This is a genomic window from Streptomyces sp. NPDC057743, assembly GCF_042798755.1.
GTDB lineage: Bacteria > Actinomycetota > Actinomycetes > Streptomycetales > Streptomycetaceae > Streptomyces.
On the sequence record NZ_JBHVJX010000005.1, the window covers coordinates 151236 to 177972 of the forward strand.

At 69.5% G+C, this 26737-nt stretch carries 24 protein-coding genes and 1 pseudogene; 8 read left to right on the forward strand and 17 right to left on the reverse strand.

Annotated features, from left to right (window positions below; genetic code table 11):
• Positions 1-53: 53 nt before the first annotated feature.
• The 3 genes from ACFVFQ_RS07505 to ACFVFQ_RS07515 all read right to left on the reverse strand — a co-directional run bounded on the left by ACFVFQ_RS07505 (position 54) and on the right by ACFVFQ_RS07515 (position 1779).
• Positions 54-308, reverse strand: coding sequence for a MerR family DNA-binding transcriptional regulator (locus tag ACFVFQ_RS07505; protein WP_383410341.1), 255 nt, complete (start codon positions 306-308; stop codon positions 54-56).
• A 131-nt stretch (positions 309-439) separates the two neighbouring features.
• Complete coding sequence (locus tag ACFVFQ_RS07510; protein ID WP_383410344.1) at positions 440-1132, reverse strand: sensor domain-containing protein; 693 nt, start codon at positions 1130-1132, stop codon at positions 440-442.
• Between the two features lie 170 nt (positions 1133-1302).
• Positions 1303-1779: a GNAT family N-acetyltransferase gene (locus tag ACFVFQ_RS07515; RefSeq protein ID WP_383410347.1), complete on the reverse strand. Its 477-nt coding sequence runs from the start codon at positions 1777-1779 to the stop codon at positions 1303-1305.
• Positions 1780-2040: 261 nt separating this feature from the next.
• Between ACFVFQ_RS07515 and ACFVFQ_RS07520 the strand changes: the two genes are divergently transcribed.
• Positions 2041-2715 carry a class I SAM-dependent methyltransferase gene (locus ACFVFQ_RS07520; RefSeq protein WP_383410349.1) on the forward strand — a complete coding sequence of 225 codons (675 nt, stop codon included), beginning with the start codon at positions 2041-2043 and terminating at the stop codon, positions 2713-2715.
• Between the two features lie 3 nt (positions 2716-2718).
• On the opposite strand, the gene ACFVFQ_RS07525 is transcribed toward ACFVFQ_RS07520, so the two are convergent.
• On the reverse strand, positions 2719-3633 hold the full coding sequence (locus ACFVFQ_RS07525) for an NAD(P)-dependent oxidoreductase (RefSeq protein WP_383410352.1): 915 nt from the start codon (positions 3631-3633) through the stop codon (positions 2719-2721).
• 166 nt (positions 3634-3799) lie between these two features.
• On the opposite strand from ACFVFQ_RS07525, the gene ACFVFQ_RS07530 reads away from it, so the two are divergent.
• Positions 3800-4327, forward strand: coding sequence for a CGNR zinc finger domain-containing protein (locus ACFVFQ_RS07530; RefSeq protein ID WP_383410354.1), 528 nt, complete (start codon positions 3800-3802; stop codon positions 4325-4327).
• An 87-nt stretch (positions 4328-4414) separates the two neighbouring features.
• Here the strand turns inward: ACFVFQ_RS07530 and ACFVFQ_RS07535 are convergent, their stop codons facing one another.
• Positions 4415-4948, reverse strand: coding sequence for a DUF1648 domain-containing protein (locus ACFVFQ_RS07535; protein WP_383410357.1), 534 nt, complete (start codon positions 4946-4948; stop codon positions 4415-4417).
• A gap of 148 nt (positions 4949-5096) precedes the next feature.
• Here ACFVFQ_RS07535 and ACFVFQ_RS07540 point away from each other — a divergent pair, with 148 nt between their 5' ends.
• Positions 5097-5585 (forward strand): hypothetical protein, encoded by a 489-nt coding sequence (locus ACFVFQ_RS07540; RefSeq protein ID WP_383410359.1) that lies wholly within the window; start codon positions 5097-5099, stop codon positions 5583-5585.
• 167 nt (positions 5586-5752) lie between these two features.
• Here ACFVFQ_RS07540 and ACFVFQ_RS07545 read toward each other — a convergent pair whose 3' ends face one another.
• On the reverse strand, positions 5753-6514 hold the full coding sequence (locus tag ACFVFQ_RS07545; RefSeq protein WP_383410362.1) for an SDR family NAD(P)-dependent oxidoreductase: 762 nt from the start codon (positions 6512-6514) through the stop codon (positions 5753-5755).
• Positions 6515-6821: 307 nt separating this feature from the next.
• A complete protein-coding gene (locus ACFVFQ_RS07550) occupies positions 6822-7808 on the reverse strand; it encodes a GlxA family transcriptional regulator (protein WP_383410365.1) in 987 nt (328 codons plus the stop codon).
• A 70-nt stretch (positions 7809-7878) separates the two neighbouring features.
• Between ACFVFQ_RS07550 and ACFVFQ_RS07555 the strand changes: the two genes are divergently transcribed.
• Positions 7879-8868, forward strand: a complete 990-nt coding sequence (locus tag ACFVFQ_RS07555) for an NADP-dependent oxidoreductase (protein ID WP_383410368.1) — start codon at positions 7879-7881, stop codon at positions 8866-8868.
• Positions 8869-8956: 88 nt separating this feature from the next.
• Here the strand turns inward: ACFVFQ_RS07555 and ACFVFQ_RS07560 are convergent, their stop codons facing one another.
• Together ACFVFQ_RS07560 and ACFVFQ_RS07565 are read right to left on the reverse strand one after the other, a co-directional pair.
• Positions 8957-9868, reverse strand: coding sequence for a helix-turn-helix domain-containing protein (locus ACFVFQ_RS07560; RefSeq protein ID WP_383410371.1), 912 nt, complete (start codon positions 9866-9868; stop codon positions 8957-8959).
• Positions 9869-10050: 182 nt separating this feature from the next.
• The gene (locus ACFVFQ_RS07565) at positions 10051-10287 is read right to left on the reverse strand and encodes a DUF397 domain-containing protein (RefSeq protein WP_274917907.1); all 237 of its coding nucleotides are present in this window, start codon (positions 10285-10287) and stop codon (positions 10051-10053) included.
• A 197-nt stretch (positions 10288-10484) separates the two neighbouring features.
• On the opposite strand from ACFVFQ_RS07565, the gene ACFVFQ_RS07570 reads away from it, so the two are divergent.
• A complete protein-coding gene (locus tag ACFVFQ_RS07570; RefSeq protein WP_383410374.1) occupies positions 10485-11027 on the forward strand; it encodes an ATP-binding protein in 543 nt (180 codons plus the stop codon).
• 159 nt (positions 11028-11186) lie between these two features.
• Here ACFVFQ_RS07570 and ACFVFQ_RS07575 read toward each other — a convergent pair whose 3' ends face one another.
• The gene (locus ACFVFQ_RS07575; RefSeq protein ID WP_383410377.1) at positions 11187-12029 is read right to left on the reverse strand and encodes an SAM-dependent methyltransferase; all 843 of its coding nucleotides are present in this window, start codon (positions 12027-12029) and stop codon (positions 11187-11189) included.
• 683 nt (positions 12030-12712) lie between these two features.
• Between ACFVFQ_RS07575 and secD the strand changes: the two genes are divergently transcribed.
• Positions 12713-15052 carry a protein translocase subunit SecD gene (gene secD / locus ACFVFQ_RS07580; protein WP_383410380.1) on the forward strand — a complete coding sequence of 780 codons (2340 nt, stop codon included), beginning with the start codon at positions 12713-12715 and terminating at the stop codon, positions 15050-15052.
• Between the two features lie 239 nt (positions 15053-15291).
• On the opposite strand, the gene ACFVFQ_RS07585 is transcribed toward secD, so the two are convergent.
• From ACFVFQ_RS07585 to ACFVFQ_RS07605, 5 genes and pseudogenes are all read right to left on the reverse strand, one after another.
• Complete coding sequence (locus ACFVFQ_RS07585) at positions 15292-16179, reverse strand: SAM-dependent methyltransferase (protein WP_383410383.1); 888 nt, start codon at positions 16177-16179, stop codon at positions 15292-15294.
• Positions 16134-16829, reverse strand: coding sequence for a hypothetical protein (locus ACFVFQ_RS07590; RefSeq protein ID WP_383410386.1), 696 nt, complete (start codon positions 16827-16829; stop codon positions 16134-16136). The genes ACFVFQ_RS07585 and ACFVFQ_RS07590 overlap by 46 nt, the downstream gene beginning before the upstream one ends.
• Positions 16768-17013 (reverse strand): annotated as a pseudogene (locus ACFVFQ_RS07595) (RHS repeat domain-containing protein); the annotation flags it as partial. The gene ACFVFQ_RS07590 and the pseudogene ACFVFQ_RS07595, both read right to left, overlap by 62 nt.
• Positions 16941-19622 (reverse strand): NACHT domain-containing protein, encoded by a 2682-nt coding sequence (locus ACFVFQ_RS07600; protein WP_383410390.1) that lies wholly within the window; start codon positions 19620-19622, stop codon positions 16941-16943. The pseudogene ACFVFQ_RS07595 and the gene ACFVFQ_RS07600, both read right to left, overlap by 73 nt.
• A 492-nt stretch (positions 19623-20114) precedes the next feature.
• Positions 20115-21101 carry an AraC family transcriptional regulator gene (locus ACFVFQ_RS07605; RefSeq protein WP_383410393.1) on the reverse strand — a complete coding sequence of 329 codons (987 nt, stop codon included), beginning with the start codon at positions 21099-21101 and terminating at the stop codon, positions 20115-20117.
• A 455-nt stretch (positions 21102-21556) separates the two neighbouring features.
• On the opposite strand from ACFVFQ_RS07605, the gene ACFVFQ_RS07610 reads away from it, so the two are divergent.
• Entirely contained in the window at positions 21557-22777 is a 1221-nt protein-coding gene (locus ACFVFQ_RS07610; protein ID WP_383410396.1) for a styrene monooxygenase/indole monooxygenase family protein, read from the forward strand.
• A gap of 94 nt (positions 22778-22871) precedes the next feature.
• Positions 22872-24596, forward strand: coding sequence for a styrene monooxygenase/indole monooxygenase family protein (locus ACFVFQ_RS07615; RefSeq protein ID WP_383410401.1), 1725 nt, complete (start codon positions 22872-22874; stop codon positions 24594-24596).
• 183 nt (positions 24597-24779) lie between these two features.
• On the opposite strand, the gene ACFVFQ_RS07620 is transcribed toward ACFVFQ_RS07615, so the two are convergent.
• Both ACFVFQ_RS07620 and ACFVFQ_RS07625 read right to left on the reverse strand, forming a co-directional pair.
• Positions 24780-25256 carry a hypothetical protein gene (locus ACFVFQ_RS07620; protein WP_383410408.1) on the reverse strand — a complete coding sequence of 159 codons (477 nt, stop codon included), beginning with the start codon at positions 25254-25256 and terminating at the stop codon, positions 24780-24782.
• Between the two features lie 203 nt (positions 25257-25459).
• Positions 25460-26293 (reverse strand): SGNH/GDSL hydrolase family protein, encoded by an 834-nt coding sequence (locus ACFVFQ_RS07625; protein ID WP_383410413.1) that lies wholly within the window; start codon positions 26291-26293, stop codon positions 25460-25462.
• Positions 26294-26737 lie beyond the last annotated feature (444 nt).

Consider the following 26737-nt stretch of genomic DNA (forward strand, 5'->3'; position numbering starts at 1 on the left):
AGGGGGGCGCTCGAAGGTGGTCAACCCGCGCTGGACCAGCGCCTGTTGGCGGACTATCGCCGCGTGGCCAGCCGATCGGTGGCCATACTCAACTCCTCGGAGAAGAAGGGGGATTGCCGCAGCGGCGCGCCCAGGAGCTCCTTGATGTTCGCGACCCGTACGGCATCCAACGGGCCGTACGCGCGGTAGCCGTTGTCCGCGCGCTGCGGGGCCAGCAGGCCCTGCTGCTCGTAGTAGCGCAGGGATCGGGGGCTGACGCCGGTGAGGTCGGCCAGCTCTCCGATCCGCATCTCGATCTCCTTCAACATGGTGGGACGTTAAAACCCTGACGCTAGCGTCAGGGTCAAGCCGAGGAGCAGCCCAAGCAATGGTCAGGCGCGGTGACTACAGGGGCACGAACGGCCCGGCCGACGGATGATGAGACCGCTCCCGGCACGGATCACTGCCGTGTGCCCGACGGGCAGAGCAGGGTCTGCGAGAGACGGGTCTGGGCACGCAGGATGTACGGCCCCGCCCACAGGCCGAGGAGGATCTCCGCCACTCCCACCCCGGCTGCGAGGTGCGTGGTGTGACTGCTCAACGGAACGAACACGAACCAGCTTCCGTCGAAGGCGGGGGCCACGGAATCCCAGAGGTACGGCAGGGCGATGCCGAACGCGCCATGGACGAGCAGCGTGAAGGGGAGCAGCGCGAGGAACCCGAGGAAGGTGACGGCGAGTTGGGCCCAGCCCAGGTCGCACCAGGTGGCCGGGCTGCGGAGCACGGACAGGACGCGCCGCACGAACGGCGGGGTGGAACGCGAGGTGGACGGGGCGGCGTTGGAGCCACCCGGCGCGGTCGCGGGCATGCCGTACCACCGGCGGCCCAGTTCGAGTTGACGGTTCGCCAGGACGCGCAGAGCGCGGGCCGCCTCGGGCACCAGCGCGAAGCCGAGCCAGATGAACAGCAGGCACATCGAGACCAGCAGCAGCCAGGACACCACCGCGGAGGCCACGCCCAGGCCCAGCAAGGCCAATCCACGCCAGGGCGCCAACAAGCGGTCGAGCACGGTCGGCCGCCAACGCTCCGCCTCGGCCCGCGGCCTCGGCGTCCCTACATGCGGCTCCGCCTCGTACGCGACGTGGTCTGCCATGTCCCCTGTCCCCGTTCCTGGTCGCTCGATGCAGCAACGCCCGGTCCGGCGTACCGCTGCACGATCATTGTCCCAGGAGGGACACCACGGGATCACTGGGGTTATCCCCACCTTTTCGACAGACGCCCATCCGTCAGGGCGAGCGCCCAATCTCCGAGGCGGAACGCGGGTCACTGCGTGCTGCCTGGCGCCCAACGAAGGGTCATGTCAGGCAGGTTCTCCATGTTGCGGCTGCCGTCGCTGGAGTCGAGGACAGTGAAGCCGTGATGCTGGTAGAACGCGCGAGCTTCGGTGTTCTGCTGGAAGACGTGCAGGGACACCCCACCGGGGTTGTGCCGCTTGACCTCGTCGAGAAGCAGCGTACCGATGCCTTGGCGCCGGAAGTCCGGTCGCAGATAGAGGTGTTCGAGCATGTCACCCTCAACGGCCGCGTACCCGAGAACCTCCGGGCCGCGTACCGCAACCCAGGTGCGACATTCCCTGAGCAGGACGTCCTCGACCCATCGGGCCACCTGCTCGTGGCTGCGCTTCTGAGGCGGCAGGTACGGCATCGCCGCAGCCCGAGAGTCCCTGTGGATGCGCGCGATCACCGCCGCGTCCGCCGCGTCCGCACGTCGCACGCTCACCTTGCTGCTGCCATCGGTCACGCCAGGAACCTACAAGGCCGACCGAGACCCCATCCAACGGATATCCGGCGACTGGTTCCGGCCACCGCACCGGTTGACGCAGCTTGATGGAACTTGACACAGCGTCATCTCATGCCGGCGCGCTGCGGTGGCCAGAGGGCCACCATCCCCGCCGACCCCAGACCCGCCACACCCAGGCCGACAGCCCCCGCTTGCGAGCTTTCTTAGTCGCGACTAAGTTAGCTGCATTCTTAGCCGTCACTAAGTTGCAAGGTGAGAGGCATGGCCCTCGGAAGATTCCTGCACGGCACGCCGCGGTCCGATACCCCAGGTGTCACCATCGGCCCGGCCCACGCCTACGAACTGTTCAGCGCCATCGGCTTCGCCGGCCGGCGGCGGCGCGCCTTCGCCCAACTCGCCGCGCTGAGCGGCGCACAGCCCGGCGACCACGCCCTCGACGTGGGCTGCGGCACGGGCGGCCTGACCCGGCCCATGGCCCAACGGGTCGGCGCGGAAGGGACGATGCTCGGCATCGACCCCTCGCCGTCCGTCCTCGCCTACGCCCGCCGCAAGAGCCTCGACCAGAGGATCACCGCCGCCGCGGTCGCGTACCAGGAAGGGACCGCCGAGTCGCTGGACGTGCCCGACGCCTCGATGGATGTCGTGGTCAACAGCCTCATGCTGCACCACCTCCCGGAGGAGCTGCGCCCGGTGGCCCTGGCCGAGATGTACCGCGTGCTGCGGCCAGGCGGGCGCCTCCTCGTCGCCGAATTCAGGCCCCCCACGGGCCGCCTGGGCCGCAGCCTCGTCCACGTGTTGGCGGGTCACGCCATGGAGCACTCCGGAGTGGACCTTCTCGGGGACCTCCTCACAGACACCGGATTCGAGTTGGTGGGCCACGGCGATATCCGTCCCTGGCTGACCTACTTCCAAGGCGTGCGCCCGACGAACACGTAGCGGTCACCGGTCAGTTGGACCACCAGGCAGGCAGTCTGACGGCCCGTCGATAGACGCTCCCTCCGACGCCGCCCTCCCCCGCAGCACCTCCACCACGCTGGCGAACTCCGTGTCGCCGTACCCCGCCGCGATCGCCCGGTCCACGAAGCCCTTGACCGCGCGCAGTACGTCCGTGCTGACCCCGTGGTCCTGGGAGGTCTTGATGATGTGGGCAAGGCCCGAGGTGTGGATCGCGAGGACGTCCGCGTCCTTGGAGTAGTGCCTGGCGTCGATGTCCCCGGCCATGCGCGCCCCGATGGCGGGGAACTGACTCAGGATGACGTCGAGGTGCGGTGCGAGGTCCTCGGCCGGAACGCCCTGCGCACCGGCCAGGGCGAAGGCGTTGGCCATTCCGGCCAGGCCGGCGTAGTAGAGGCTGAGCAACGCCACGTCGTAGACCGTGGCGGTTCCGGCGTCCGGGCCGAGGTAGGGCGCCCGGCCGGCCAGGACCTTGAGCGTGGCCTCGTGCTCTTCGTGGGCGCGGCGCGAACCGCTGTAGAGGATGGTCGCTTCGGGCCTGCCGAGCAGGGTGGGCGGCGCCAACATGGCGCCGCTGAGGTACGCGATGCCGTGCCCGGCCGCCCACGCGGCTGCCTGGCGGTTGCGTTCGGGGGTGTCCGAGGTGAGGTTGGCCAACACCCGGCCGGAGAGCTCCGCCCCGACCGGCTCCAGGATCCGAAGGACGGCATCGCAGTCCAGTACGCACACGATCACCAACGGGCTCGCGGTCACCGCGTCGGCGACCGTCCGCGCGCGTAACGCGCCCCGGGCGAGGAGCGGTTCGGCCCTGGCGGGCGTGCGGTTCCACACCGTGGTCGGATGGCCGGCCGCCAACAGACAGCGGGCCAACTCCCGCCCCATCGCGCCGAGTCCCAGCACGGATACGGGTGTACGGGGCCGTTGCCCAACAGTTGCGGCTCCAACTGCGTTCCCGACTGGGGTTGCGTCCGGGGTCCCGACTTGCGTTCGAGGTTGCTCCATTCCGTTCTCCTTCTCCTTCTCCTCCTCAAAGGGCCGTACCGCACCAGGGTGCTGTAATGCTCTTATGCAGCAGAACCCTTACGGAGAAGATCCCGTGCGACTGATGGTCCAGCTTGCGACCACACCGCCGCGCACTCCCGAGGAGCTCGCGGAGCGCTGCCTGGCGGCGGGGATGGCCATCGACCGCCCGGTGAGCGAGGGGGACTTGGCGGAGGTCCTGGAGTTCATCCCGCGGTGGCTGGCCGTGGCCGACGCCGGCACCGATGCCCAACGGGCCACCCTGCTCAACGCGTTGCTGGCCTCCGCCTCCGCACACCCACGCGTGACCGACCACGCCGACGGGGGCTGGCATATCCACTACCGCGACGACGGCCTCGGCCTGGGCGCCGTGGTCCGGGCGGTGGTCAGCGTGGGCACGGCCCTGCACCTGACCGGGCGGGGCATGGACCGCCTCGGCCGCTGCGCGCTGGCCGAATGCGGCCGCGTGTACGCGGACTTCACGAGGGGCGGCCGGCAACGTTACTGCTGCCACGCGTGCGCCAACCGCGATGCGGTACGGCGACACCGAGCCCGGCGGGCAGCACGGCGTTAGGTACGTATCGCGTCGCGTCGCGTCGTGTCGTGTCGTGTCGTGTTCAACCGATAACCCGGGAAAGGAAAACCCCGTCCGTCCGTGTGTTCAGTTCGCAGACGTGCGCCGATCGTGCAGCGCGGCCGCCACCGTCACACCGGTGCCTGCGAGCAGCGGCAGCAGCATCGCCGCGAACAGCCAGGCAGACACCTCCTGATCGGCGCTGGAGCGCCACAACACCCCGCAGCCAACCAGGAGTGAAATCCCCAGGGAGGCGTTCAGTACCAGCAAGGCCCGGGCGGCGCGGAGTGCCGACGCACGGGTGCGGGGACGGTTGAGCGAGGCTCCGGCCAGTCCGTTGCCGAACGATGCCGCGTCCTTGGGCAGTTCATCCTGTGGCGTCACCCGCAACGTCAGTTCGGCGCAGGCGGTCAGCAGCACCGTCACACCGAGGTACACGAACACCAACACAAACGCGCTGCCGATGGACCGCTCCGTCCAGGCATCCACTCCGTCGAGGCCGATGTGCCGAGGTATGCGGTTCGGCAGGTGCGGGTATCGAAGGACGCCCCAGAGGGTCAGCACGGCGAGCAATGCGGCATTGGGAAGCAGCCACAACCGGACGGGAGAGGAGAAGACCATGGGTCAATTGTCCAATAGAGGCGAAGAGCTACCCCTGCATGTATGGGACGACGGCGGGAGACCGCCACGCACCGCCTCCGAGGCGCCCGGAGGCGCCCGCCATCACGGCATTGGACCGGACGGATATCACCATGAAATCCTGCACCTTATGCACGTTCTGGACATCCTTACGCCCTTCGCCCAGACTGCGCGCATTGGAGCGGCCCGCGTAGGGGCTCAACTCAAGGACGTCACCGAGGTGTTGGGACCTCCGTGGGCTTGCGGCTCCTCGGCCGGAGCCGACGGGCTGCCGTATCTGTACGCCTACGGCTGCCTGGAGTTCGCCACCTGTCACGCCCACTGCCAGGCAATCGAGTCGATCGTCGTCCAGACAGACTGGACCACGATGGAATGGCCGTCGCAGGAGCCTGGCCGGTCGGAGACGTTCGCCGGGTACCCCACGTACCGCGAAGTCCTGCGGGCCCTGAGCGAGGCCGGGTGCCCCTGGGAAAGCTACGAGCCGCTGACTGATGCTGACCAGTCCGCGATCCGCGTCCCCGCATCGGGCGCCATCTTCGTCTTCAACACCGAGGACGTGGCAGAACCCGTACTCTGCCACGCTTCGGTCGCCGAACACCGTCCCCACACCTGCGGCTAGACGCCACCGGACGGCATCATCACAGGTGTCACTGGCATCACTGGAATTACTGGAATTACTGGCAACACCCGCATCACGGACATCGAGACGCACGCCGCTGCCCGGCGCCGCCGGGCGCTATCAAGCGCACCGGCCTCGTCCGCCGCGCCGGATCTGCCAGGCAGAAGTCAAGTCCGCAGATGGGATGCGCCGTTGAGGTCCACGATGGTTCCCGATGCCCACATCGCCGCGGGCGAGGCCAGGAAGTGCACGGTGGCGGCGACCTCGTCCGGTGTGCCGACCCTGCCGAACGGGCTCTCCGCGCGCAGGCGTTCACCATCCGGTCCGGCCAGTTTGGCCGCCTGGCGCTCGGTGGCCACGAACCCCGGCGCGACGGAGGTGACCGCGATGCCGTGCGGCGCCAGCGCGACAGCCAGTGACTGGCCAAGCGCGTGCAGGGCGGCCTTGGTCGTCCCGTAGGCCGGGAAGTCCGGCTCTCCCCGGAACGCGCCGCGGGAGCCGACGTTGACGATGGCGCCCCCTGCTCCACGGTCGATCAGGTGGTGGGCGACCGCCCAGCACAGGTCGGCCGGGGCGAGCAGGTTCACCTCCACCATGCGTCGCCACACGCGCTGCCAGTCACCGAGCGGTGTGTCGGCGACCGGATGGCGGTTGGTTTCCGTCGGCGCCACACCGGCGTTGTTGACCAGGACGTCGATCGATCCCAGGGCGGCAACCGTCTGCGAGACGAGTTGTTCGGCGGCGTTCGGTTCGCCGAGGTCGGCCTGCAGCAGCACGTGGTCCTCGCCGGGCAGTTGTCGCAGAGTCTCCTCGGCGTCCGCGCGGTTGCCCGCGTACTGCACCGCGACCCGGTCGCCGCCCCGGGCGAACGCCAGCGCAACGGCTCGACCGATGCCCCGCGAGCCGCCGGTCACCAGGACGGCCCTCATCGAGCGACCGCCCTACACGTGCCGCGCAGCTGCCCCGCGGGGCGCGGCCGGCGTGCGAAGCGATGGCGGTGCTGCTGGCGCGGCGGCATGCGCCGACGGACCGGCACGGCCGATGCGGCCGATGCGGCCGATGCGGCCGATGCGGCCGATGCGGCCGATGCGGCAACGGAACGGGGTGACATGGGGAACCTCCTGATAGGTAAACCTGGGTCCATGGGCAACTGCCCCTCTGCGGTGGAGCGTTCACCAGGGGCAACCGGGTCACAGTGTGCGCCATGACCCGCCTACAGTCTGCCCCGGACCGGCGTTACGCCCCGGCTGCCGCCCGAGTTTCCGCCCCCGTCCGGAACGTTCTGCGGTATGCCTGCGGCGAAACCCCGATCGCCGACTGTAGGTGTTGCCGCAGCGACGTGCCGGTGGCGAAGCCGACCTCTGCCGCGATGCGATCGACCGAGAGGTCGCTGGATTCGAGCAGGTGCCTGGCCCGGTGCACGCGCTGCTGGATCAGCCACCGGCCGGGGCTCGTGCCGGTCTCTTCCTGGAAGCGTCGCGCGAAGGTGCGCGGGCTCATCCCGGCGTGCGTCGCCAACTCCCGTAGGACCAGGGGACGGTCGAGGTTCGCCAGGATCCAGGCACGGGTGGCGGCGGTGCTGCTGGTCTCCTCCTGTGGCATGGGTTGTTCGATGTACTGGGCCTGTCCGCCCTCGCGCCACGGCGGCACGACACAGTGCCTGGCAACGTGGTTGGCAACCGCGCTGCCGTGGTCGCTTCGCACCACGTGCAGACACACGTCGACGCCGGAGGCGGCGCCCGCCGACGTCAGTATGTCGCCGTCGTCGATGAACAACACCTCGGGATCCAGGGCGACTTGGGGGAAGAGCTGCCGGAAGAGGTCTGCCAGTGCCCAGTGCGTCGTAGCCGTCCGCCCGTCGAGCAGTCCGGCCGCGGCGAGCGCGAAGGCGCCGGTGCAGATGGAGACGATGCGGGTGCCTGGCCTGACCCGGGCGAGGGCGTCGCGCACCGGGTCCGGCAGCTCGCGGGTGAGGAGCCGGAGGTCGTACGGCGGGATGACGACCGTGTCCGCGGTTTCCAATGCCTGGGGCCCGTGCTCGACGGTGATCGTGAAGTCGGCGTTGGTCGCCACCGTGCGGTCGTCGCTCACCGTGCACGTCACGACCTCGTACGCATCACCGGGGACCAGGGGGAAGATCCGGTTGGGGATGCCCAGCTCGAAAGCGTAGACGCCGTCGAGGGCGAGGACGACGACGCGGTGCGGGCGGCGCTCAACAGTCATGGCACGATTCTATCAGAAAGTGACCATCTTGCCATTGCCCAGGTCAGGGGCGCCCCGGCAGGCTGGCTACATGACTGAGAACACCACCTCCACCCCCGCCCCGACGATGAAGGCCGTCAGGACGATGAAGGCCGTCAGCCAGCACGCCCTCGGCGACGTCGACGTCCTTGAGCTCGTCGAGACCGCGCGCCCCGAGCCGGGCGTCGGCCAGATCCTCGTCGCGGTCCATGCGGCGGGGGTCAACCCCACCGACTGGAAGCACCGCAGGCACGGCATCTTCCTGGGCGAGCCCCCGTTCACGCTCGGCTGGGACGTGTCGGGCACCGTCGAGGCCGTCGGGCTCGGCGTGACGCTCTTCCAACCCGGCGACGAGGTGTTCGGCATGCTGCCCTACCCGCACGGCGCCGGTTCGCACGCCGAGTACGTCACCGGGCCCACCCGCGCCTTCGTGCCCAAGCCCGCCGCACTGAGCCACGTCGAGGCCGGCGCGCTACCGCTGGCGGCCCTGACCGCCTGGCAGGCACTGGTCGACAATGCTCAACTGGAGCCGGGGCAGCGGGTGTTGGTACACGCGGCGGCCGGGGGCGTGGGGCACCTCGCGGTGCAGATCGCCAAGGCGCGGGGGGCGTATGTGATCGGCACGGCCAGCGCCGCCAAGCACGACTTCGTGCGGGGTCTGGGCGCGGACGAGGTGATCGACTACCGCACCGTCGACTTCACCGAGGCGGTCTCCGACGTTGACGTGGTGCTCGACGCACTGGGTGGCGAGAACGCCCTGCGCTCCCTGGAGGTGCTGCGGCCCGGCGGCATGATGGTGTCGATCCTGCCCGGCGAGGTGGCCGAAGTGCCGGAGCGCGCACGGGAGTTGGGCGTGCGGAGTAAGGTCATGATCGTGGAGCACGACCAGGCGGGCATGGCGGCGATCGCGGCGCTCGTCGAGTCCGGTCAGTTGCGCGCGCACGTCTCCGGTACGTACCCGCTCGGCGAGGCCGCGAAGGCGCACGCGGAAGGTGAAACGGGCCGCGTCACGGGCAAGCTGGTGCTCACCGCCCGTCCGTGACCGAAAATCACCGTCCATGCAACGCCGCCCGTTGGGGACCGTAACGGGCGGCGCGCCATCTCAGATCACCTGGCTCCCGGCGCCCAGCTCACGTCATCTGGTCGATCAGCGCATTCAGGAAGTCGCCGGTCTCCTCCGGGGTGTTGGCCTCCGTGCACAGGCGGTCCATCACCGCCGTGTACTGGTCGATCGACTCCTGCTTGTCCAGATACAGGGCGCTGGTGAGCTGCTCCAGGTAGACCTTGTCGGGCAGCTCCGGCTCGGAGAAGCGCAGGATGCTGAAGGGCGCGCCGGCCGCCGCGTTCGCCCCGACGCTGAACGGGGCGATCTGGAGCGTCACGTTGGGCATCTGCGCCGCCTTGAGGAGGTGCTGCAACTGGGCGGCCATCACCTCGGTGCCGCCGAAGGGGCGGCGCAGCACGGCCTCGTCGACCACCGCCCACAGTCGCGGGGCCTCGGGCCGGTTGAGCAGCTTCTGGCGCTCCATCCGCAGCGCGACCATGCGGTCGACCTTCTCCTGCGGTGCGTTGGGGTAGCCGATGCGCGTGACGGCCTGGGCGTAGTCCTCGGTCTGGAGGAGTCCGGGCAGGAACTGCACCTGGTAGGTGCGGATCAGCGCGGCGGCTTCCTCCAGGCCGAGGTGGAGCTCGAACCAGTCCTCCAGGACGTCGCTGTACTCGTGCCACCAGCCGGGCGAGTTGGCCTGGTCGGCGAGCTCGAAGAACTCGGCGCGGCGCTCGGGGTCCAGCACCTTGTAGAGCGTGAGGAGATCGGCCAGATCCGGTCTCTTGAAACCGACCTGGCCCCGTTCAAGACGGGTGATCTTGGCGTGCGAACCACGGATGGTCCGGCCCGCATCCTCACGCGAGATACCGGCCGCGGTACGCAGCCGCCGGAGTTGGGCGCCCAGCACGATACGCGCCGCAGTGGGCCCCACCTGGGGCTCCTGCAGATAGCGCGCTATCGACAGCTCGCCCTCCGGCCGCATCATGGCGGTCATCCCAACTCCCGTAAGCGTCAGTGTTGATACGCCAAGTGTCGCACTTACCGGCCGTCAGGTACAGAATCGCGCCATCCTCCCGCCGGGAAGGGTGAGATGAGGGGTGAGATGACGCCCCTGGGGCACTTGGGGCGGTCATGCGGGGCGGGCCCACCCGGGTGGGCCCGCCCTCAGGCGGCGCTTCAGGCCACCATCGCGTCGAAGTCGCCGTCCTTCGCGCCGCCGACGAACGCGACCATCTCGGCACGGGTGTAGATGAGCGCCGGCCCGTGCGGGTCACGGGAGTTGCGGACGGCGAAGCCGCCGTCGGCCAGCTTGGCGACCTCCACGCAGTCGCCGCCGGGGGCGCTGCGCTTGCTCTTCCTCCACACCGCGCCCTCGATCAGGTCCGCGGACACACCGTTGTCGAACTGCTGCATCCCGCTGCTCCCTCGCTCTCCGTACAGGCTTCTCATCCAGCATCACGAACTGCCGCACGTGCGGCTGCACTTACCGATGCAATTACGTTCGTCTCGAATGTAATTGCAGATGCACTTGCAGCGCCAGCGCTGGCCAGGGATAGTGGTTCAGGATCACCGTTCGTGACGAAGGTCTGAGAGGCGCCACGGAGCTCGTGATGACCATCCGCCCGGCAGGATCGACTGCCGCCCCGTTCCCCACCCTGCCCCTCGGCCACTGGCTCGCGCAGGCACCGGGCATCCTCCCGCTCACCGACGACCGCACCGGCCACCCCGACGGCCACCCCGACGGGCTCGCCGCCCGCGCGCTCGCGGCGGACGGCCAAGCGGCCGCGGAGGCACGCCGGTTCACCCACACCACGCTCAGCGGCTGGAACCTCAAGCCCGTGGTCGACAACGCCGTCCTGGTCGTCACGGAGCTGCTCACCAACGCCCTGCGCTACGGACTCACCAAGCCCGCCGGGCACCTCCGCGACACCGTCCCGCACCCGCTCTGGCTGGGCCTGTTGCGCTGCCGGGACCTCGTCCTGTGTACGGTCTGCGACCACAGCCCGGACGTTCCGGTACTGCGGGAGCCCGACCACCTCGCCCAGAGCGGCCGCGGGCTGCACATCATCGACTGCCTGAGTTCCTCGTGGGGTTGGACCACCCCGACCGCCGACGGCAAGGCCGTATGGGCAGCGCTACCGGCCGCGGACTGACCCACCGGACGCGCCACCCGCCGGACACACCCAACGCGCCCGACCCGCCCAACGCGCTCGATGCACCCAACGGCACAGCGTCCCCACGGCACAGACGAAGGGCCCCCACCCGCAACACCCGTGCGAATGAGGGCCCTTCGCTCTGCTCGCCCTAGCGCTTCACCCCTTGCGGCCGAGCCCCGCATACAGCGGAACATCCGCATCGGACCAGGTGATCGCGCCCAACTCCATCGGGTCCGGACGCCAACGGTGGACCAACGTCAGGCCGGGCTCGACCAGTTCGAGGCCGTCGAAGAAGCGCAGCACCTCGCCCTTGCTCCGCGCGTTGACGTGGGAACCCCTGGACTCGAAGTTGTCCGAGACCTCCTGGAGCGCCTCCGGCTCGAAGTCACCGGTGACATACGTCAGCGCCAGATAGCTGCCCGGCGCGAACGCGTCCATCAACTCCCCGACGACGGCATACGGGTCGCACTCCGGCGGGAGCCAGTGCAACACCGCGATCAGGGTCAGGGCCACCGGCTGGCTCAGGTCCAGCGTCCGTTGCAGCGTCTCGTTCCGCAGGATCTCGCCGGGGCGGGTGAGATCGGCCTGGATGTAGGCGGTTCGACCCTGCGGGTGACTGGTGTGCAGCGCCCGCGAATGCGCCAGCACGATCGGGTCGTTGTCGGCGTAGACGACGCGGGACTCCGGCGCCCCCACCTGGACGATCTCGTGGAGGTTGGGCGGGGTCGGGATGCCGGTGCCGATGTCCAGGAACTGCTGGATACCGGCCTCGGCGGACAGGTGACGGACCGCGCGGTGCATGAAGCCACGGTTCTGACGGGCGATGGTGGCCGCGAACGGCAGCGCCGCGAGCGTGCGCTCGGCCGCCTCCCGGTCCGCCGGGTAGTTGGTCTTGCCGCCGAGCAACACGTCGTAGACCCGGGCGGCATGCGGCCGATCCGTGTGCAGCTCGACCGGCTCCTGCGGCCGCGCCCCCATCCAGTCCTCCGGCACCGCCATGTTTCGGCCACCTTCCGTCCACTACCGACCGATCGTTCAACTTCCCCGCCAGCTTAGTCCGTTGACCGGAAAGCGCGTTGCCCTACAGCGTCGGGCCACCCGGAGGAGGAGGCCGCGACAGCGCCGCTGACGTGCGTAACGCGCGACCGCTGGCGAGCATCGGGAGCGCCGCCATGGCACAGTGTCGGTAAGGGAGGGTTTGCGTACTGTGTCTGCTCACATGGCTCGGCGAGGCCGCTCCGCGCTGCTCGCCCTCCTCACCACCATCGCCCTGCTCGTCCCCGGGCTCACGGGAATCGCCACGGCAACCGCCAACGCGGCGGTGCCCGGCACGACGACCACCCACGCGACATCGCCCGCCACGGCGACCGCCACTGTGGCACCGTCCGGCCCGACGGCCTGTGCGCGCCCCGCCGCCTCCGACGACGCCGCGGGGCACCCGCACGATCTCCCCCGCCTCACCGTCCCGACACCCCGTCCTCTCCCCCTCCCCGCACCGGCAGCGGCCACCCTCCCGGCAAACCGCTCGACGGGCCCACCGCGCCACGCGCGACTGTCCGCCCCGCCCACAACCACCGCCCCCGACTCCCCCAACTACGCCGGCCGGTGCCGCGACCGCGCCCCGCCCCCGCCTCCAGCCCCCTCATCCACCCATCCCACCGGGCCGCACCCGCGGCCCGCGCATGCCTGCTGGAGGCACCTTGACCCGCGCCACAAGGGTGCGGGCGCTCCTCGCGCTCGCGATCCTTGCCCTGTCCACCTTCCTCGCGCTGACCCAACCCATCCGGCTCGGTCTCGATCTGCGCGGCGGAACCCAACTCGTCCTGGAAACCCGGGACTCCCCCACCGCAACCGCTGATCGCGACGCCACCGACCGCACCCTGGAAGTGCTCCGCCGACGCGTCGACGCCCTCGGCGTCAGCGAACCCCACCTCACCCGCGCCGGCGACCACCGCATCGTCGTGGAACTGCCCGGCGTCCACGACCCCGACGAGGCCGCCGAGGTCCTCGGCCGCACCGCCCAACTCACCATCCACCCGGTCCTGGGCACCGCCCCCAACGGCACCAAGCCCGCCGACGGCGACCGCACCACCGACCCCAACACCGTCCTCCTCCCCGACGAATCAGGCACCCCACTACGCCTCGGTCCCGCCGCCCTCACCGGAGCCGAAGTGCAGCGCGCCGAGGCCGAGTTCGACGCGGAACGCGGCGGCGGCTGGTCCGTCGGCCTCGGACTGCGCGGCACCGGTGAACGTGCCTGGGCCCGGCTGACCGGCCAGACAGCCTGTGCCGCACCACACGACCCGGCACGCCGCGCAGCCATCGTCCTCGACAACAAGATCATCTCGTCGCCGTCCGTCGAACCGTCCGTAGCCTGCGGCACCGGCATCACCGGCGGCCACACCCAAATCACCGGCGGCTTCGACCAACACGCGGCCCAAGAACTGGCGCTCCTCATCAACGGCGGGGCACTGCCGGTACCGGTGGACCTCGTCGAACAACGCGCCGTCGGCCCCACCCTGGGCGCCCAGGCAATCGCCTCCAGCGCCACCGCGGCAGCCATCGGCATCGCCCTGACGGCCCTCTTCCTCACCGTCATCTACCGCCTGCTCGGCGCCCTCGCCACGCTCGCCCTCGCCTGCTACGCACTCATCTCCTACGCCGCCCTGCTGGCCCTGGGCGCCACCCTCACCCTCCCCGGCCTCGCCGGATTCGTACTCGCCATCGGCATGGCCGTGGACGCCAACGTCCTGGTCTTCGAGCGCGCCAGGGAGGAGTACGCGGCCGGCCCAGGCACCCGCCCCCGCACCCTCCGCAGCGCCCTAACGGCCGGCTTCCGCAACGCACTCAGCGCCATCGCGGACACCAACATCACCACCCTCCTCGCCGCGGGCCTGCTCTTCGCCTTCGCCTCCGGGCCGGTGCGCGGCTTCGGCGTCACCCTCTGCATCGGGGTGGCCGCCTCCATGGTCAGCGCGCTACTGATCACCCGCGTCCTCGCGGAATACGCCGTCGCCCGCGGCCCGGTGCAACGCCGCCCCCGACTGACCGGCCTGGCCGGCCTCGGCCGCATCCGCACCTGGCTCACCCACCGCCAACCCCACCTCATGCGCCACCGACGCCGCTGGCTGGCGCTGAGCGGCGCCGCCGTCCTGCTCGCCACCTCCGGCATCGCCGTCCGCGGCCTCGACTACGGCGTGGAGTTCACCGGCGGCCGCATGATCGAGTACACCACCTCGCGCCCGGTCGACGCCGAACACGCCCGCACCGCCCTCGGCAGCGCCGGCCTGGACCGCGCCCACGTCACCACCTCCGGCGACCGCTCCCTGACGGTACGCACCGAACGCCTCACGCCCGCCCAACTCACCACCACCGACCGCATCGTCAACGAACTCGGCAACGGCGCAGACAAGACACGAGACGAGCTCATCGGCCCGAGCCTGGGCGACGAACTGCGCCGCGGCGCCCTCATCGCCCTCGGCCTGGCCCTGGCCGCACAGTTGGCATACCTAGCGGTGCGCTTCCAATGGGCCTTCGCCCTGTCCGCCGTCATCGCCATGGCACACGACGTGCTCGTCCTCGTCGGAGTCTTCGCCTGGCTCGACAAACCCATCGACGTCGTCTTCCTCGCCGCCCTCCTCACCGTGATCGGCTACTCCGTCAACGACACCGTCGTGGTCTTCGACCGCATCCGCGAACTACGCACCACCACCCGCGGCACCCCGTTCCCGGACCTCGCCAACCACGCCGTACTCCAGACCGTGCCACGCACCGTCAACACCGGCATGGGAGCCGTCTTCATCCTCGCCGCACTCGCCGTGCTGGGCGGCGACACCCTCACCGACTTCGCCCTGGCCCTGCTGATCGGCATCACCGTCGGCACCTACTCGTCACTCTTCACCGCCACCCCACTGGCCATCACCCTCACCCAACACGGCAACGGCAACACCACCGCACCACGACGGTCACGCCGCCCTACGGCCCGCCGCAGGGACCCACGGGACACCGGCGCCCGCGTCTAGGGTCTGTCCGATGGGTCAGGGTCGGGTAGGCCGGGGCGTCTGGTGCGGTGCATCGCAAGGCGCCAAAGCGGCCTGATAGCGGAGCTATTGGGACGGTTCGGCAACGCCGCGAGGTGCCGTGCCAGGCGCCCCGGCCCCGGCCATGACCCGTCGGACAGACCCTAACCCCCTAACCGCTAAGGCACGACCCACGCTTCCTCACCCCGACCACCGCAACCGGTACCGCCTACCGGCTATCGCTACCGCTCGGCGGTGAGGAAGCGGGCGTGCACCGCGGTGCGCCCCATCATCCCGGGAAGCTCCCGCCCGTACCCCGCGGCGGCCTCGGGCACCGGCACCGCCCGAACCTCCCACCCCGCGGCAGCAAGCTGCCGATCGGGATCCCCCTTCCCCTCGAAGTGCCACAACTCCGCGATATCAACACCGAGTTGCCGCGTCACCACGCGATACTCCGGGTCCTCCACCACCGGTCGGACACTCGCCGCCACATGCTCCGCAGCCAACCGACTACCAGGCGCGGACAACGCACCGATGCGCTCAAAGAACAACCGCTCCGCCTCCCCAGGCAAAAACGGCAACAACCCCTCCGCCAACCACACGGTCGCCCGCCCCGGATCGAACCCGGCACCCCGCAACGCCGCCGGCCAGTCACCCCGCAGGTCAACCGGAACGACATGCCGACCACACCTGGGGCGCGCCCCGAGCCGACCCAACACCCCCTCCTTGAACTCCAACACCCGCACCTGATCGATCTCGAACAACTCCACCCCCGCCGGCCAGTCCAACCGGAACGCCCGCGCATCCAACCCCGCGGCCGGCACCACCACCTGCGCGATCCCCCCAGCCACCGCCCCCATCAAGAACCGATCGAAGAACCGCGACCGCACGCCCACATACGCCGCCGACGAGACCCACATCTCACGTGCGCGCTCGGGCAGTTGGGCCAGCTCACCGACCCGCCGCGGCACCGGCACCGGCGTCTCCTCCGCCGCCGCCACGAACTGTCCGGCATACGGATCGCTCACCAGCCGATCGTCCCGCTCGCTCTCCAACGCCCGCCCCGCGGCCACCCCCAGCGCGGTCAGCCCCACCCCGGAAACAATGTCCCACTGCTCAAACTCCGCCATGCAGGACTCCTCCACGAATGCGGACGCACAAGAAAAATCGGACCCACCTCAACCCCTGTCACCCTGACCCGCCCAACGGGTGCGCGCAAGCACCCAGGGCTCGTGGTCACGCTGCCGCCGGCCGTGCGGGGACGAGAAGAGCAGGGTTCGTGGTCATCCGTGCCCGGCATCTGGACCCCATCGGAGCCGAGCCTCGGTGCACAGGCTTCCGCTCGGTTGTTGACGTTGCCCGCCGCGTCGTAACGACGGCGCGTGGTCACCCCGCTCGGACTGGTCTGGGCCGTCAACTCGCCCCGGGCGTTGTATGCGGAGCGGGTGATCCAGCCACGGGGGTCGACCGTGGCGATCACCCGGCCCGCGGGGTCGTACTCGGTGCGGCTGGTCAGGCCGACCGGGGTGGTGACCGCGATGCGGCGGCCGTTCGCGTCGTAGGCGGAGCGGGTGATGCCGCCCTGCGGGTCGACGGTCTCGGTGATGCGGCCGCGGGTGTCCCGCCGGTGCGTGATCTGCCGGCCCAACGGATCCGTGACAGTGGCGAGTTGACCGCTGGGCATCCACCGCGTCTTCGCCGTTGCGCCGGCCGGGGTCGGTGACGGACAGCGGGTAGCCCGCCGCGTCGTGGCCGATCCGCCAGGACCCGCCCTCGGCATCGGTGACCACGGCGAGGCGGCCCGCCGGGTCGTAGGCGTAGTGGGTCGTCGCGCCGGTGGGGTCGGTGACCGAGACGGGGTTGCCCTGGGCGTCGTAGGTGTAGCCGGAGCCTAGTCGGTGATCTTTCCCGGCCCCAAGAGCTGGGATTCGTTCCTCTCTGCAATGACGATCTTCACGGAACACGGGATGGTGTGGGCGTCGAGCGGGTGCGGGGGCCTCGGGAGGACGAGGGTGTGGAGGTGGGGGAAGCAAGCGAGCCAGTTCATGCCGTGGAGGACAGATGTGTAACCCTCGCGCAGCCACAGGTGCGTCAGGCGCTCCGCCGGAATCTGCGACGCGAGGTCGCGCGGGTGGTGCATGCCGAGAATCTGGATGCGTGCACGGCCGCCCAACGCCCGCAGGGCACTGAGGTGTTCGGCGCTCGCGGCGGTGAAGTAGAGCTCTCCGTCCTCCGGAAGGTGGGAGATGATCTCCTCGGCATAGGTCGAGCAGTCGAAACGGTGCCATGACCAGGCCAGTTGGCGACGAACGGCCAGCGACGGGTGCCTCCGGAAGAGCGCCAGGTAGGCGATAGCGGCGTTGGATACCAGCCGGGTGGCGGTGACGACACACGCCTCGGCCTGGCCCTCGTCGAGGTCTTCCGGCCCGGGCAACATCGACACGACGTTCGGCCCGCCGTACTCGGCCAGACGGCGGGCCGCCGTGAGATTGCTCGGCGGCAAAAGGCCACGAGTGAGCGACATTATGGACTCTTGGAGTACGGAATCCACCTCGGGGGCGTGGTCCAGACACGATCGCGCGAGGAGGACGCGGCGGAGAGGGAGCCTGCGCCGCCCGTTCTTGTCCGAGGAGGGAGCCATCCGCGCCCGCTGGAACCTGATCTGTGGCCGCCCCGGACTCATTCCCTCGTCGGGCTGCTCGTCGGTGAGGACGGGAACGAGCCCGCGCAGGATGCGGGCCCGTTCGTCCGGTCGCCCGTGGGCCACTGCCATGCGGATGACGTCCTCCCACTGGGAGTTCTCGGCATTGTCCTGAAGCCAGGGAAAGTCACGGGCCTCGACGATGGCCTTGGCCGCCAGGTAGTCCTGGAACGTGCGGTGAATGAAATCCATGGTGTCGGCGGTGGGCTGCCGCAGCACTCCACTGCGGTCGAGCAGATAGCGCAGGACCGTCTCCGCGTCGGCTTCGATGTGCGTCATCGACGGAAGGTGCACGGCCAGGACTTCACGCGCGTCCTCCCTGTCCATCTCCGACCGGTCGTTGCGGACCATCCAGTGTGCGAGGCGCTGCAGCAGCGCGATCTGAGGTTCCCTCCCGATCCGTAGGTCGCCCCTCTGGTGCATGCCCCGCTCAAGGTCACGGCGCTCCAGCAACATGGCGAGGGCGGCGTCGTAGAGTTCCTTGCGGTCCTCGGGCAGGAAGCCGCGACGTTCGCGATGCAGGGCGCACAGCAAACCGCACATCAGTGGGTTGACAGCAAGGTGCCCGAGGTCGGGTTTGGTGCGGACGGCCGTCAGCAGGGCGTCCGCCGATTCGTCCCCGGGCCCTGCCGCGGCGTGCCACCGGCGGATGAACGCGGTGATGTCTCCCTCCGACATCGGCATCAAGGACAGTTCGGCGAAGGTGTCGGCCTGAAGCCAGTCGTCCTGCACCGCGGAGGGCCGCGTCGTCACCAGCCACAGGTTATTCGGGAAGGCCGCAATGAGCCGGTGCAACCACTGCCGCGCGGTCTCCCGCATGTGGCGAGGGACTTCGTCCACGCCGTCGATCAGGAGGAGCCCGCGGCCGGCCGTGAGTACACGTTCCGCCCAACCCTGAGGCTCGGTGAGGGGAAAGCCGACCGAGGACAGGAACTCCGCTGGCCGCGGAAGCGCCTGACGGGCGATGGTACGGAGCGGAAGCACGAACGGCACACGTCCGCGCAACGCACCCAACTCGTCAGGTAACTCCTGACGGACGGTGGAAACAGCCAACCACTGCAGGAGGGTTGTCTTGCCAGAGCCCGCCAGGCCGCGCAGCAACACCCGGTCCCGCCCCGCCAGGATGCGCTGGGTGGGGACGGGCACCGTTGGGCCCTGGCTGGTCTCGGCCTCAAGAGAGATGTACGCGGCATCGAGCTGCCACTCGCGTGCCTGCCCCAGGTCCAGCCCATAAATCGTCAACTCACCGTGCCGGCGGATGAGTTGTTGCGCGTACCTTGTCTCGAACTCCGCGTCCTGGGTGGCAACACTGGAAACGCGCTGCAGCAACGTGGAAACGTCGGACTGCATACGCCCCTGGCGTCGTGTCTGCTCCACAAGCGTGCGCGCCACGAACGTGGACCGCTGAGTGAAGAAGTGAAGAATGTGCCGGCAAGCCACACGCAGCACGGCGTCGTGCAACATCACAGCGTCCTGCGACAGGAAGAGGAACGTGTTCGCAGGTACGGCCGCCTTAAGACGCAGCGCGAACTCTTCCTCCCCCAGCTCCACGGCCTGTACGTCATTCATGTCGAGATCGCCGAGCGCATGCAGGGTGAGAGCCAGGGCGTGCGCCGTGGCAGCCTCCTCGTCCGCTGCCGGCCGATCGGTCGCCGGCAACGGTTCGACCGCCCGCCACACCAGTTCCGTCGCCAGCTTGAGCAAGTCCTGTTCACTGAGACTCTTCTTCTCGCCACGGTAGGACAGCCACCCCGAAACCCGGATGGGACGCTCCACTATCCCGGCCCCCGGCACGTCCGCGGCCAGCAACTTCTGCACCAGCGGCTTGAGTGCGGCCGCCCCCAACCGCGTTCCGATGACCGACAGATCCATCCTGGGCTTCCCTCCCGTGTACCGCGGTGACGCGCTGTGGCGATCGAGTATGTCTGACTCTCCCCTCCGCAGGTTTGTATTCCCGGGACTTGCCGGGATCGGCGCTCCGGGCGGCCTCGCGGGCGAAGCGGTCGTGGTGTCCCCGGTTATCCGAAACCGGCGAAGAACGGGGAAGAACAGCGACAAACCGGCACGTCGCCGCGAGGTTCTGACGCTCGGACGGAGGCCGCAACCACCCTCACCCACCCACGGGGCCATTCCGGCCAGCGTCACCGAGATGGGGAAACAACAAACATGATCGAACCCGGCGCTCCTCCCTCGCCTTCAGCCACGCCGGCGCGCGCCCTCTTGCCTGCAACTGCTCCCAGAACTGGGCGTGTTCGCAACCGCGAGCGGGAGGAACGGCATTTCCCGGTCTGATGCGGAGGAGTTGGCTGGGGCGGTACCGGACGCACCTCCGGCGGTCCTCCGCCCCAGTCACACCCCACTCCCCTACCTCCGCAACGTCTCCGAAGGGGGCTCCCCGAATCGTTCGCGGTAGGCGATGGAGAAGCGGCCCGGGTGGAGGAAGCCCCAGCGGGAGGCGATGGTGGTGACTGTGGTGGTGCCTGGGTCGGAGGCCAGGAGTTCCTTGCGGATGTGGTCGAGGCGGACCTCGCGGAGGTAGGCGAGCGGGGTGGTGTCGAGGTGGCGGCGGAAGCCTTCCTGGAGGGCGCGTACGCCGACACCGACGCATTCCGCGATCTCCGCGACGGTGAGCGGCTCGGCGGCGTGACCCTCGATGATTTCCATGGCGCGGCGGACCGTGGGTGGGGCGACGTTTGGTTGCTCACCAAGGAGCGCCGGCGAGTAGTTGTTGGGCTGGGCCATCAACAGCTGGGTCATGAGGAGGGATTCGAGCTGTTTTGTGACGATGGGTTGGTTGGCCATCGTCATGCCCTCGGGCCCCTCCGCCTCTCTGCGCATCAGGTCGACGATGTTGAGCCAGGAGCGGGAGCCCGGGGTGGTGAGGTTCATGCCGAGTGAGAAGAGGATCGGGCGGCGCACGGTGCGGCCCAGCAGGCTGCCCAGGTGCGACTCCAGGGACGGCCGGTCGAACCACACGATCAGTTGCGGGTTGCCGGCGCCCCAGCGCATGTCCAGTTTCCCGGTCGGCGAGGGGACGGAGGCGAGTTCGGGGGAGGAAATGATCTCCTCGCGGCCGCAGGTGATTTCGGCGTAGCCGGCGAGCGGGATCTGGACGAGGAAGAAGCTCTCCAGGTCGCCCGGCGTGATGCGGACCTCGGTTCCGTAGTCGAGGTAGTACAGACCTGTCCGGTCGAAGGGCGCGCCGTGCATCCGGGCGTCGAGCGTTGCCGAGCGCTGCGTGATGCGCAGGTCATGCGGACAGAAGGCGCGGCCGACCTCGGCCCGGGCCTCCCAAATGTCCGTTGTGTGGAACCGCTGGTGGTTTGCGAGGGGCGGCTCTTCAGCGGGCATCTGGAACCTCCACCGCCGAGATGCGCAATCGGGACAGCAACCCGCGTGCTGCGGATAGCGGAGGTGATCTTTCCATACCAAGGTTGATCACCGACCGCCGCGGGCCCGAGAAGAAACCAGGGAAGCAACGATGCACGGAGTGCCGGGCCGGGCTGCGCTCGTCACGGGCAATGTCACGGGCAATGTCACGTCCAGCAGACAGCACGCCGCAGGCGGGTCGCCACGCGTGCCGTCCGCCACCGGGCCGGCGAGAGCCGACGGGGGCGCGCCCCCACACGCCTCGGCCTCCCGGCAACCGCTATCCCGGCCCGCCGAGCCGGTCAGCCCCCGTTAGCCAGCCGGGTGCCCTAGGACCCATCCCCCGGTCCTAGGTGACCCAGCTCCCCGCGGCTGCCCGCCGGCCCCCCTCCGGCGGGCAGCCGCATTCCCACACCCCGACCTCCGGAGATCCCCTCATGCGCAAGATCACCATCGTCGGAGCTGGCCAGGCCGGCCTCCAGCTCGGTATCGGCCTCATCGACCACGGTTACGACGTCACCCTCGTCTCCAACCGCACCGGCGACCAGATCCGCGAGGGCCGGGTCATGTCCAGCCAGGCCATGTTCGGCACCGCGCTGGCCCACGAGCGTAATCTCGGCCTCGACTTCTGGGGCGATGCCTGCCCGTCGATCGCCGGGCTCGGCGTGAACATCGCCAACGGCCAGGGCGGCCGGGCGCTCTCCTTCGACGCCCGCCTTGAGGCCACCGCCCACTCCATCGACCAGCGCGTCAAGATGCCGCTCTGGATGGGCGAGTTCGCGCGCCGCGGCGGCCGCCTGGAGATCCACGAGGCCGGCGTCGAGGACCTGGAGCGCTACGCCGCCGAGTCCGAGCTGGTGATCGTCGCGGCCGGCAAGGGCGAGATCGCCGGGCTGTTCGAGCGGGACGCCGAGCGCTCCCCGTACGACGCTCCGCAGCGCGCGCTGGCCCTGGCGTACGTCACCGGCATGGCACCGCTGCCCGACCGCCCCGGCGTCAGCTTCAACGTCATCCCCGGCCTGGGCGAGTACTTCACCATGCCCAGCCTCACCACCAGCGGCCCCTGCGACATCATGTTCTTCGAGGGGGTCCCGGGTGGCCCGCTCGACTGCTTCGACGGGCTCGCCCCGGACGCGCAGTTGGCGAAGTTCCAGGAGCTGCTGCGGACGTACGTCCCGTGGGAGGCCGAGCGCTGCACCGATGTCGCGCTCACCGACTGGAACGGCACCCTCGCGGGCCGCTTCGCACCGACCGTCCGCAGGCCCGTCGCCACGCTGCCCTCCGGCGCCCAGCTGCTCGGCCTCGCCGACGTCGTCGTCCTCAACGACCCGATCACCGGCCAGGGTTCCAACAACGCCTCGAAGTGCGCGGCCTCCTACCTGGCCACCATCCTCGACCACGGCGAGCGCCCCTACGACGCCGCGTTCATGGAGCTGGCCTTCGGCCGCTTCTGGGACAACGCACAGTCCGCCACCGCCTGGACCAACGCGATGCTCGGCGCCCCGCCCCAGCACGTCCTGGAGCTCTTCGCCGCGGCGAGCGCCAACTCCCGTATCGCCGCCCGCTTCGTCAACGGCTTCGACGACCCGCGCGACTTCTTCCACTGGTTCATGGACCCGACCGCCGCGAAGAACTACCTGGCCGGGGTCACTGCCTGAGCGGCGGCGATGCGTACGTGGCGGTGATACGTACGTAACGACAGACAGAGCGAGAGACGCAGCGAGGGACGCGGCGAGAGCGGGGCGGCTGGGCATGAGAAGGATCGCGGTGGTCGGGGCCGGGCAGGCGGGGGCCCAACTCGCCCTGGGGCTCCAGGCGCACGGCTATGACGTCACCCTGGTCACCGACCGCGACCCCGACGCGATCCGTCGCGGTCCGGTCATGTCCAGTCAGTGCATGTTCGACACCGCGTTGCAGAGCGAGCGCGAACTCGGCCTGCACCACTGGGAGGACCAGGCCCCGGACATCTCCGGGGTCGCGCTCTCGCTCATCGGCCCGCACGGAACTCCGGGCGTCTCCTGGCACGCACCGCTGGAGGGGCCGGCCCACTCCGTCGACCAGCGGGTCAAGTGTGCTGCCTGGATAGAGCAGTTCGCGGACGGCGGCCGCGGCGAGATCGTGCTGCACGAGGCGGGCGTCAACGACCTGGAGTGGTACGCCCGCACGCACGATCTCGTCGTGGTCTCCACGGGCAAGGGCGAGCTGAGCCGGCTCTTCCCGCGCAACTCCGAACTCTCGCCGTACGACCGGCCGCGCCGCGCGCTCGCCCTGACGTACGTCACGGGAACGGCGCCGCGGGAGGGGGAGGCCGCCGTCCACTACCGCCTGATCCCCGGCGTCGGCGAATACTTCTCCTTCCCCGCCCTCACCACCACCGGCCCCTGCGACATCATGGTCTTCGAGGGCGTCCCCGGCGGCCCGATGGACTGTTGGGACGACATCCGCACACCCCAGGGCCACCTCACCCGCTCCCTGGAGCTCCTCCACCGGTTCTTCCCCGACGAGTACGGGCGCTACCGGGACGCCCAACTCACCGACGCGGGCGGTGTGTTGCGCGGCCGGATCACTCCGACCGTCCGGCACCCCGTCGCTCGGCTGGCCTCCGGCCGGCACGTCCTCGGCATGGCCGACGCCGTCGTCCTCAACGACCCGATCACCGGTCAGGGTTCCAACAACGCGGCCCAGGCAGCGACCCACTACCTCGACAGCATCCTCCGCCATGGCACCGCCGATTTCACCCCGCAGTGGATGCAGCGCACCTTCGACAACTTCTGGCGCGGCTGGGCCCAATGGGCCGTCGGCTGGACCAACTCCCTCCTGGCCGACCTGAGCCCCCACCACCGCGAACTTCTGACGGCCGCGGCCGAAATCCCCTCGGTCGCAAGCGCCCTCGCCGCCGGCTTCGACGATCCGCGCACCCTCTACCGCTGGTGGTTCGAGGAAGCCGAGGCCCACCGCTTCCTCGCCGAGAAGCGCGCCCAGCACGCCGCCCGCTTCGACGGCCGCGAACTGCGCCGCGCACTGGGCCAGTACGCCACCGGCGTGACCGTGGTGACGGCCCGCGCCCCCGACGGCCGCAACGTCGGCATGACCGCGAACTCCTTCACCTCCGTCTCCCTGGACCCACCCCTCGTCCTGTGGTGCCCCGGCAAGAACAGCCCGAGCCTCCCGGACTTCACCGATGCCTCGCACTTCGCCGTCCACGTACTGGCCGCCGACCAGCACCACCTCTCCCGCCAGTTCGCCACCCCGGCCGACGACAAGTTCCGCGGCACCCCCACCACCCCCGGCATCGCCGGCACCCCGCTCTTGGACGGCGCGGTGGCCCGCTTCCAATGCCGCACCGTCCAACGCCTCGACGCCGGCGACCACATCGTCTTCCTCGGCGAGGTCGAGCAGTACGAGGCGGACGGCGGCACCCCTTTGGTGTTCCACTCGGGCTACTACCACGTGGCGACGAAGCACCCCGATGTGTGAACGAGCGGACGGGGCCGCGCCGTTCGGGGCCATGACGGGGCGAGGCTTTCTGCGGTCGTCTTTTTCGGCTAGCGAACTCTGGCGTCTCATTCACACCGGGCTGCATGCAAAAACATGCAACTGGTGCAGAACTCTCCGGGCGGGTTGGCTCTCCCGAGCCAACCCCCCAAGCACCTCAAAGCGTCACGCGAGCCCCCGATGCGCGCGCACAGTTCCCGCATAGTCACAGAAGACGTCGTCCAGGAATAGCGCATCGGGATACCCGAGCGGCCTGCCCGTACCCCACGCCCCGCCCTCACCACACATGCCCTCAAGTTCCCCGGCGGCTTTCCGCAAGGCGCTCTCCACATCGACGGACGCGTTCACGACGGCTTGCGGAGCCTCCAGGTCCTGTTGCAGCGCCAAGTCACCCAACACATCCAAGAGTCGATATGCCTCCCCCGAGATCTCCCGCACCTCGGCAGCACGGTCGGGCGTCCACTCCTGCTCAACCTGCGCCCACCACTCATGAAGGCACTGGCGAACGGCCTGGGCCCCACGGAGGAAGTTTTGAAACACATCGCCGTGGGACTGCACGTCACCAACGGTGAGCTGCCCGCGAAGGGTGCCGATCTGCACAGCATTGCTGACGCTTCCGCCACTTACCTCATTCGTTGCCACCTGCTGAGCCTAAAGGTTGCCTCGCGCCGCTCTGATCGGCCTCCCCAGAGCGCGCGGCGACACGGGCGCGACAATCGCCAACTCAATGCCCTCATTGGTGAGTTGAGCGCGGCGCGCCATCGGCTAACGACTTCCGTGGCACGCCGGGCTCCAGAGGGTGTCGAGCCAGCGAGGTAACGCGGCGGCGAGGAAATGCCAGGAGGTCAGGGCCTTGACGCAGTTCCCAGGGCGGGAAGATAGCCCTTGCGCTGGCCCTGTGCGGTGGGGTGGTACGACGCGTCGACGCTGAGCAGTGACGGCGGATTGATCCAGGAGTCGGCGGAGCAGACCCCGTGTCCGGCAAACGCCGGCCGAACGTCGGCGAAGGCGGCGCCCTTGTGCGCACGGGCCCGACCGGCGATGACACGGTCGAGGTGGTCGGCCGCCGCGTTGACCGCCGACTGGCTTCTCCGTGTCACCATCCCGGCGGCGCAGGCCCGGTCGGCGTACAGGTGCGGATAGCCGAGCACGACCACACGGGCGTGGGGTGCCGCCTTCGTGACGCTCCGCAGCAGGCCGTCGTACGCGCCCGGCAGGACATGATCCATGGTCCGCTCAGCGCGGGCGATGCTCTTCAGACAGGCGCTCTCACCGCTCGTCACGCAGGTTTTCATCACGTCGGTGAAGCCGATGTCGTTTCCGCCGACCGTGATGCTCACCAATGTCGTGCGAGAGCTGAGGCCGGAGAGCTGGGAGGTGATGACGTCGTGGATCCTCGCGCCCGAACAAGCGGCGAAGTTGAACGGTTCACCGTGGTGGGCGGCGGCCCACAACGCGGGGTAGGCGTTCGCAACGCGGCGACAATTACCGCTGGACGCACCGGCACCCACGCCCGAGGCAAACGAATCACCCAGGGCCGCGTATCCGCCTTGGCGGGTTTCACCGGATGGCTTGCTGCCGGCGTGGGCGGGGGCGGACGTGGCAGCCCCCGCCAGGAGAAGGGACAACGGACATGCGAGCACCGTTGTAAGAAGACGGCGCCATGTAGTTCGCCTCATGATTCAGCCAACGACGAGGACACACGGAAGTCACGGCGCATGGCGATTATCAGAACCGGGAAGGGGCGCCGAACCGTCCCGCTCAGTCCTCACAGCCCTCTCAGTTCTCTCACTTCTCTCCGTCACAAACCCGCCAGTGACTGGATGTTGTGCCACGGCCGGGAGTCCGCCGGCCGACGAGGGTTGCCGCGAAGGCCGTCATGCCCGTATTTCTCCCTGTTGCCCACGCATCGACGCAGCCGGTGCTCCGCACGCTCGGCGCGACGACCAAAAATGATTAATTCTGGCAACAAACTCTCCGCTTGGAGAGCGACAGGGGAACTCCACACCGAGCCAACCCGCATAAAGCGCCGCATTGTGACACCTACGGACCGACGGGCACTCCCCAACTCGACTACAGAACCCCGGTCATGACGCCACCTCCGCTCCACCCGCGCAGGGAGG

What these genes read in the sequence shown, in the direction of transcription:
- ACFVFQ_RS07505 (WP_383410341.1), bottom strand. Translation starts at nt 308, where the DNA reads ATGTTGAAGGAGATCGAGATGCGGATCGGAGAGCTGGCCGACCTCACC.
- ACFVFQ_RS07510 (WP_383410344.1), bottom strand. Translation starts at nt 1,132, where the DNA reads ATGGCAGACCACGTCGCGTACGAGGCGGAGCCGCATGTAGGGACGCCG.
- ACFVFQ_RS07520 (WP_383410349.1), top strand. Translation starts at nt 2,041, where the DNA reads ATGGCCCTCGGAAGATTCCTGCACGGCACGCCGCGGTCCGATACCCCA.
- ACFVFQ_RS07530 (WP_383410354.1), top strand. Translation starts at nt 3,800, where the DNA reads ATGCAGCAGAACCCTTACGGAGAAGATCCCGTGCGACTGATGGTCCAG.
- ACFVFQ_RS07535 (WP_383410357.1), bottom strand. Translation starts at nt 4,948, where the DNA reads ATGGTCTTCTCCTCTCCCGTCCGGTTGTGGCTGCTTCCCAATGCCGCA.
- ACFVFQ_RS07540 (WP_383410359.1), top strand. Translation starts at nt 5,097, where the DNA reads ATGCACGTTCTGGACATCCTTACGCCCTTCGCCCAGACTGCGCGCATT.
- ACFVFQ_RS07545 (WP_383410362.1), bottom strand. Translation starts at nt 6,514, where the DNA reads ATGAGGGCCGTCCTGGTGACCGGCGGCTCGCGGGGCATCGGTCGAGCC.
- ACFVFQ_RS07550 (WP_383410365.1), bottom strand. Translation starts at nt 7,808, where the DNA reads ATGACTGTTGAGCGCCGCCCGCACCGCGTCGTCGTCCTCGCCCTCGAC.
- ACFVFQ_RS07555 (WP_383410368.1), top strand. Translation starts at nt 7,879, where the DNA reads ATGACTGAGAACACCACCTCCACCCCCGCCCCGACGATGAAGGCCGTC.
- ACFVFQ_RS07560 (WP_383410371.1), bottom strand. Translation starts at nt 9,868, where the DNA reads ATGACCGCCATGATGCGGCCGGAGGGCGAGCTGTCGATAGCGCGCTAT.
- ACFVFQ_RS07565 (WP_274917907.1), bottom strand. Translation starts at nt 10,287, where the DNA reads ATGCAGCAGTTCGACAACGGTGTGTCCGCGGACCTGATCGAGGGCGCG.
- ACFVFQ_RS07570 (WP_383410374.1), top strand. Translation starts at nt 10,485, where the DNA reads ATGACCATCCGCCCGGCAGGATCGACTGCCGCCCCGTTCCCCACCCTG.
- ACFVFQ_RS07575 (WP_383410377.1), bottom strand. Translation starts at nt 12,029, where the DNA reads ATGGCGGTGCCGGAGGACTGGATGGGGGCGCGGCCGCAGGAGCCGGTC.
- secD (WP_383410380.1), top strand. Translation starts at nt 12,713, where the DNA reads ATGCCTGCTGGAGGCACCTTGACCCGCGCCACAAGGGTGCGGGCGCTC.
- ACFVFQ_RS07585 (WP_383410383.1), bottom strand. Translation starts at nt 16,179, where the DNA reads ATGGCGGAGTTTGAGCAGTGGGACATTGTTTCCGGGGTGGGGCTGACC.
- ACFVFQ_RS07590 (WP_383410386.1), bottom strand. Translation starts at nt 16,829, where the DNA reads ATGCCGAGGGCGGGTCCTGGCGGATCGGCCACGACGCGGCGGGCTACC.
- ACFVFQ_RS07600 (WP_383410390.1), bottom strand. Translation starts at nt 19,622, where the DNA reads ATGGATCTGTCGGTCATCGGAACGCGGTTGGGGGCGGCCGCACTCAAG.
- ACFVFQ_RS07605 (WP_383410393.1), bottom strand. Translation starts at nt 21,101, where the DNA reads ATGCCCGCTGAAGAGCCGCCCCTCGCAAACCACCAGCGGTTCCACACA.
- ACFVFQ_RS07610 (WP_383410396.1), top strand. Translation starts at nt 21,557, where the DNA reads ATGCGCAAGATCACCATCGTCGGAGCTGGCCAGGCCGGCCTCCAGCTC.
- ACFVFQ_RS07615 (WP_383410401.1), top strand. Translation starts at nt 22,872, where the DNA reads ATGAGAAGGATCGCGGTGGTCGGGGCCGGGCAGGCGGGGGCCCAACTC.
- ACFVFQ_RS07625 (WP_383410413.1), bottom strand. Translation starts at nt 26,293, where the DNA reads ATGAGGCGAACTACATGGCGCCGTCTTCTTACAACGGTGCTCGCATGT.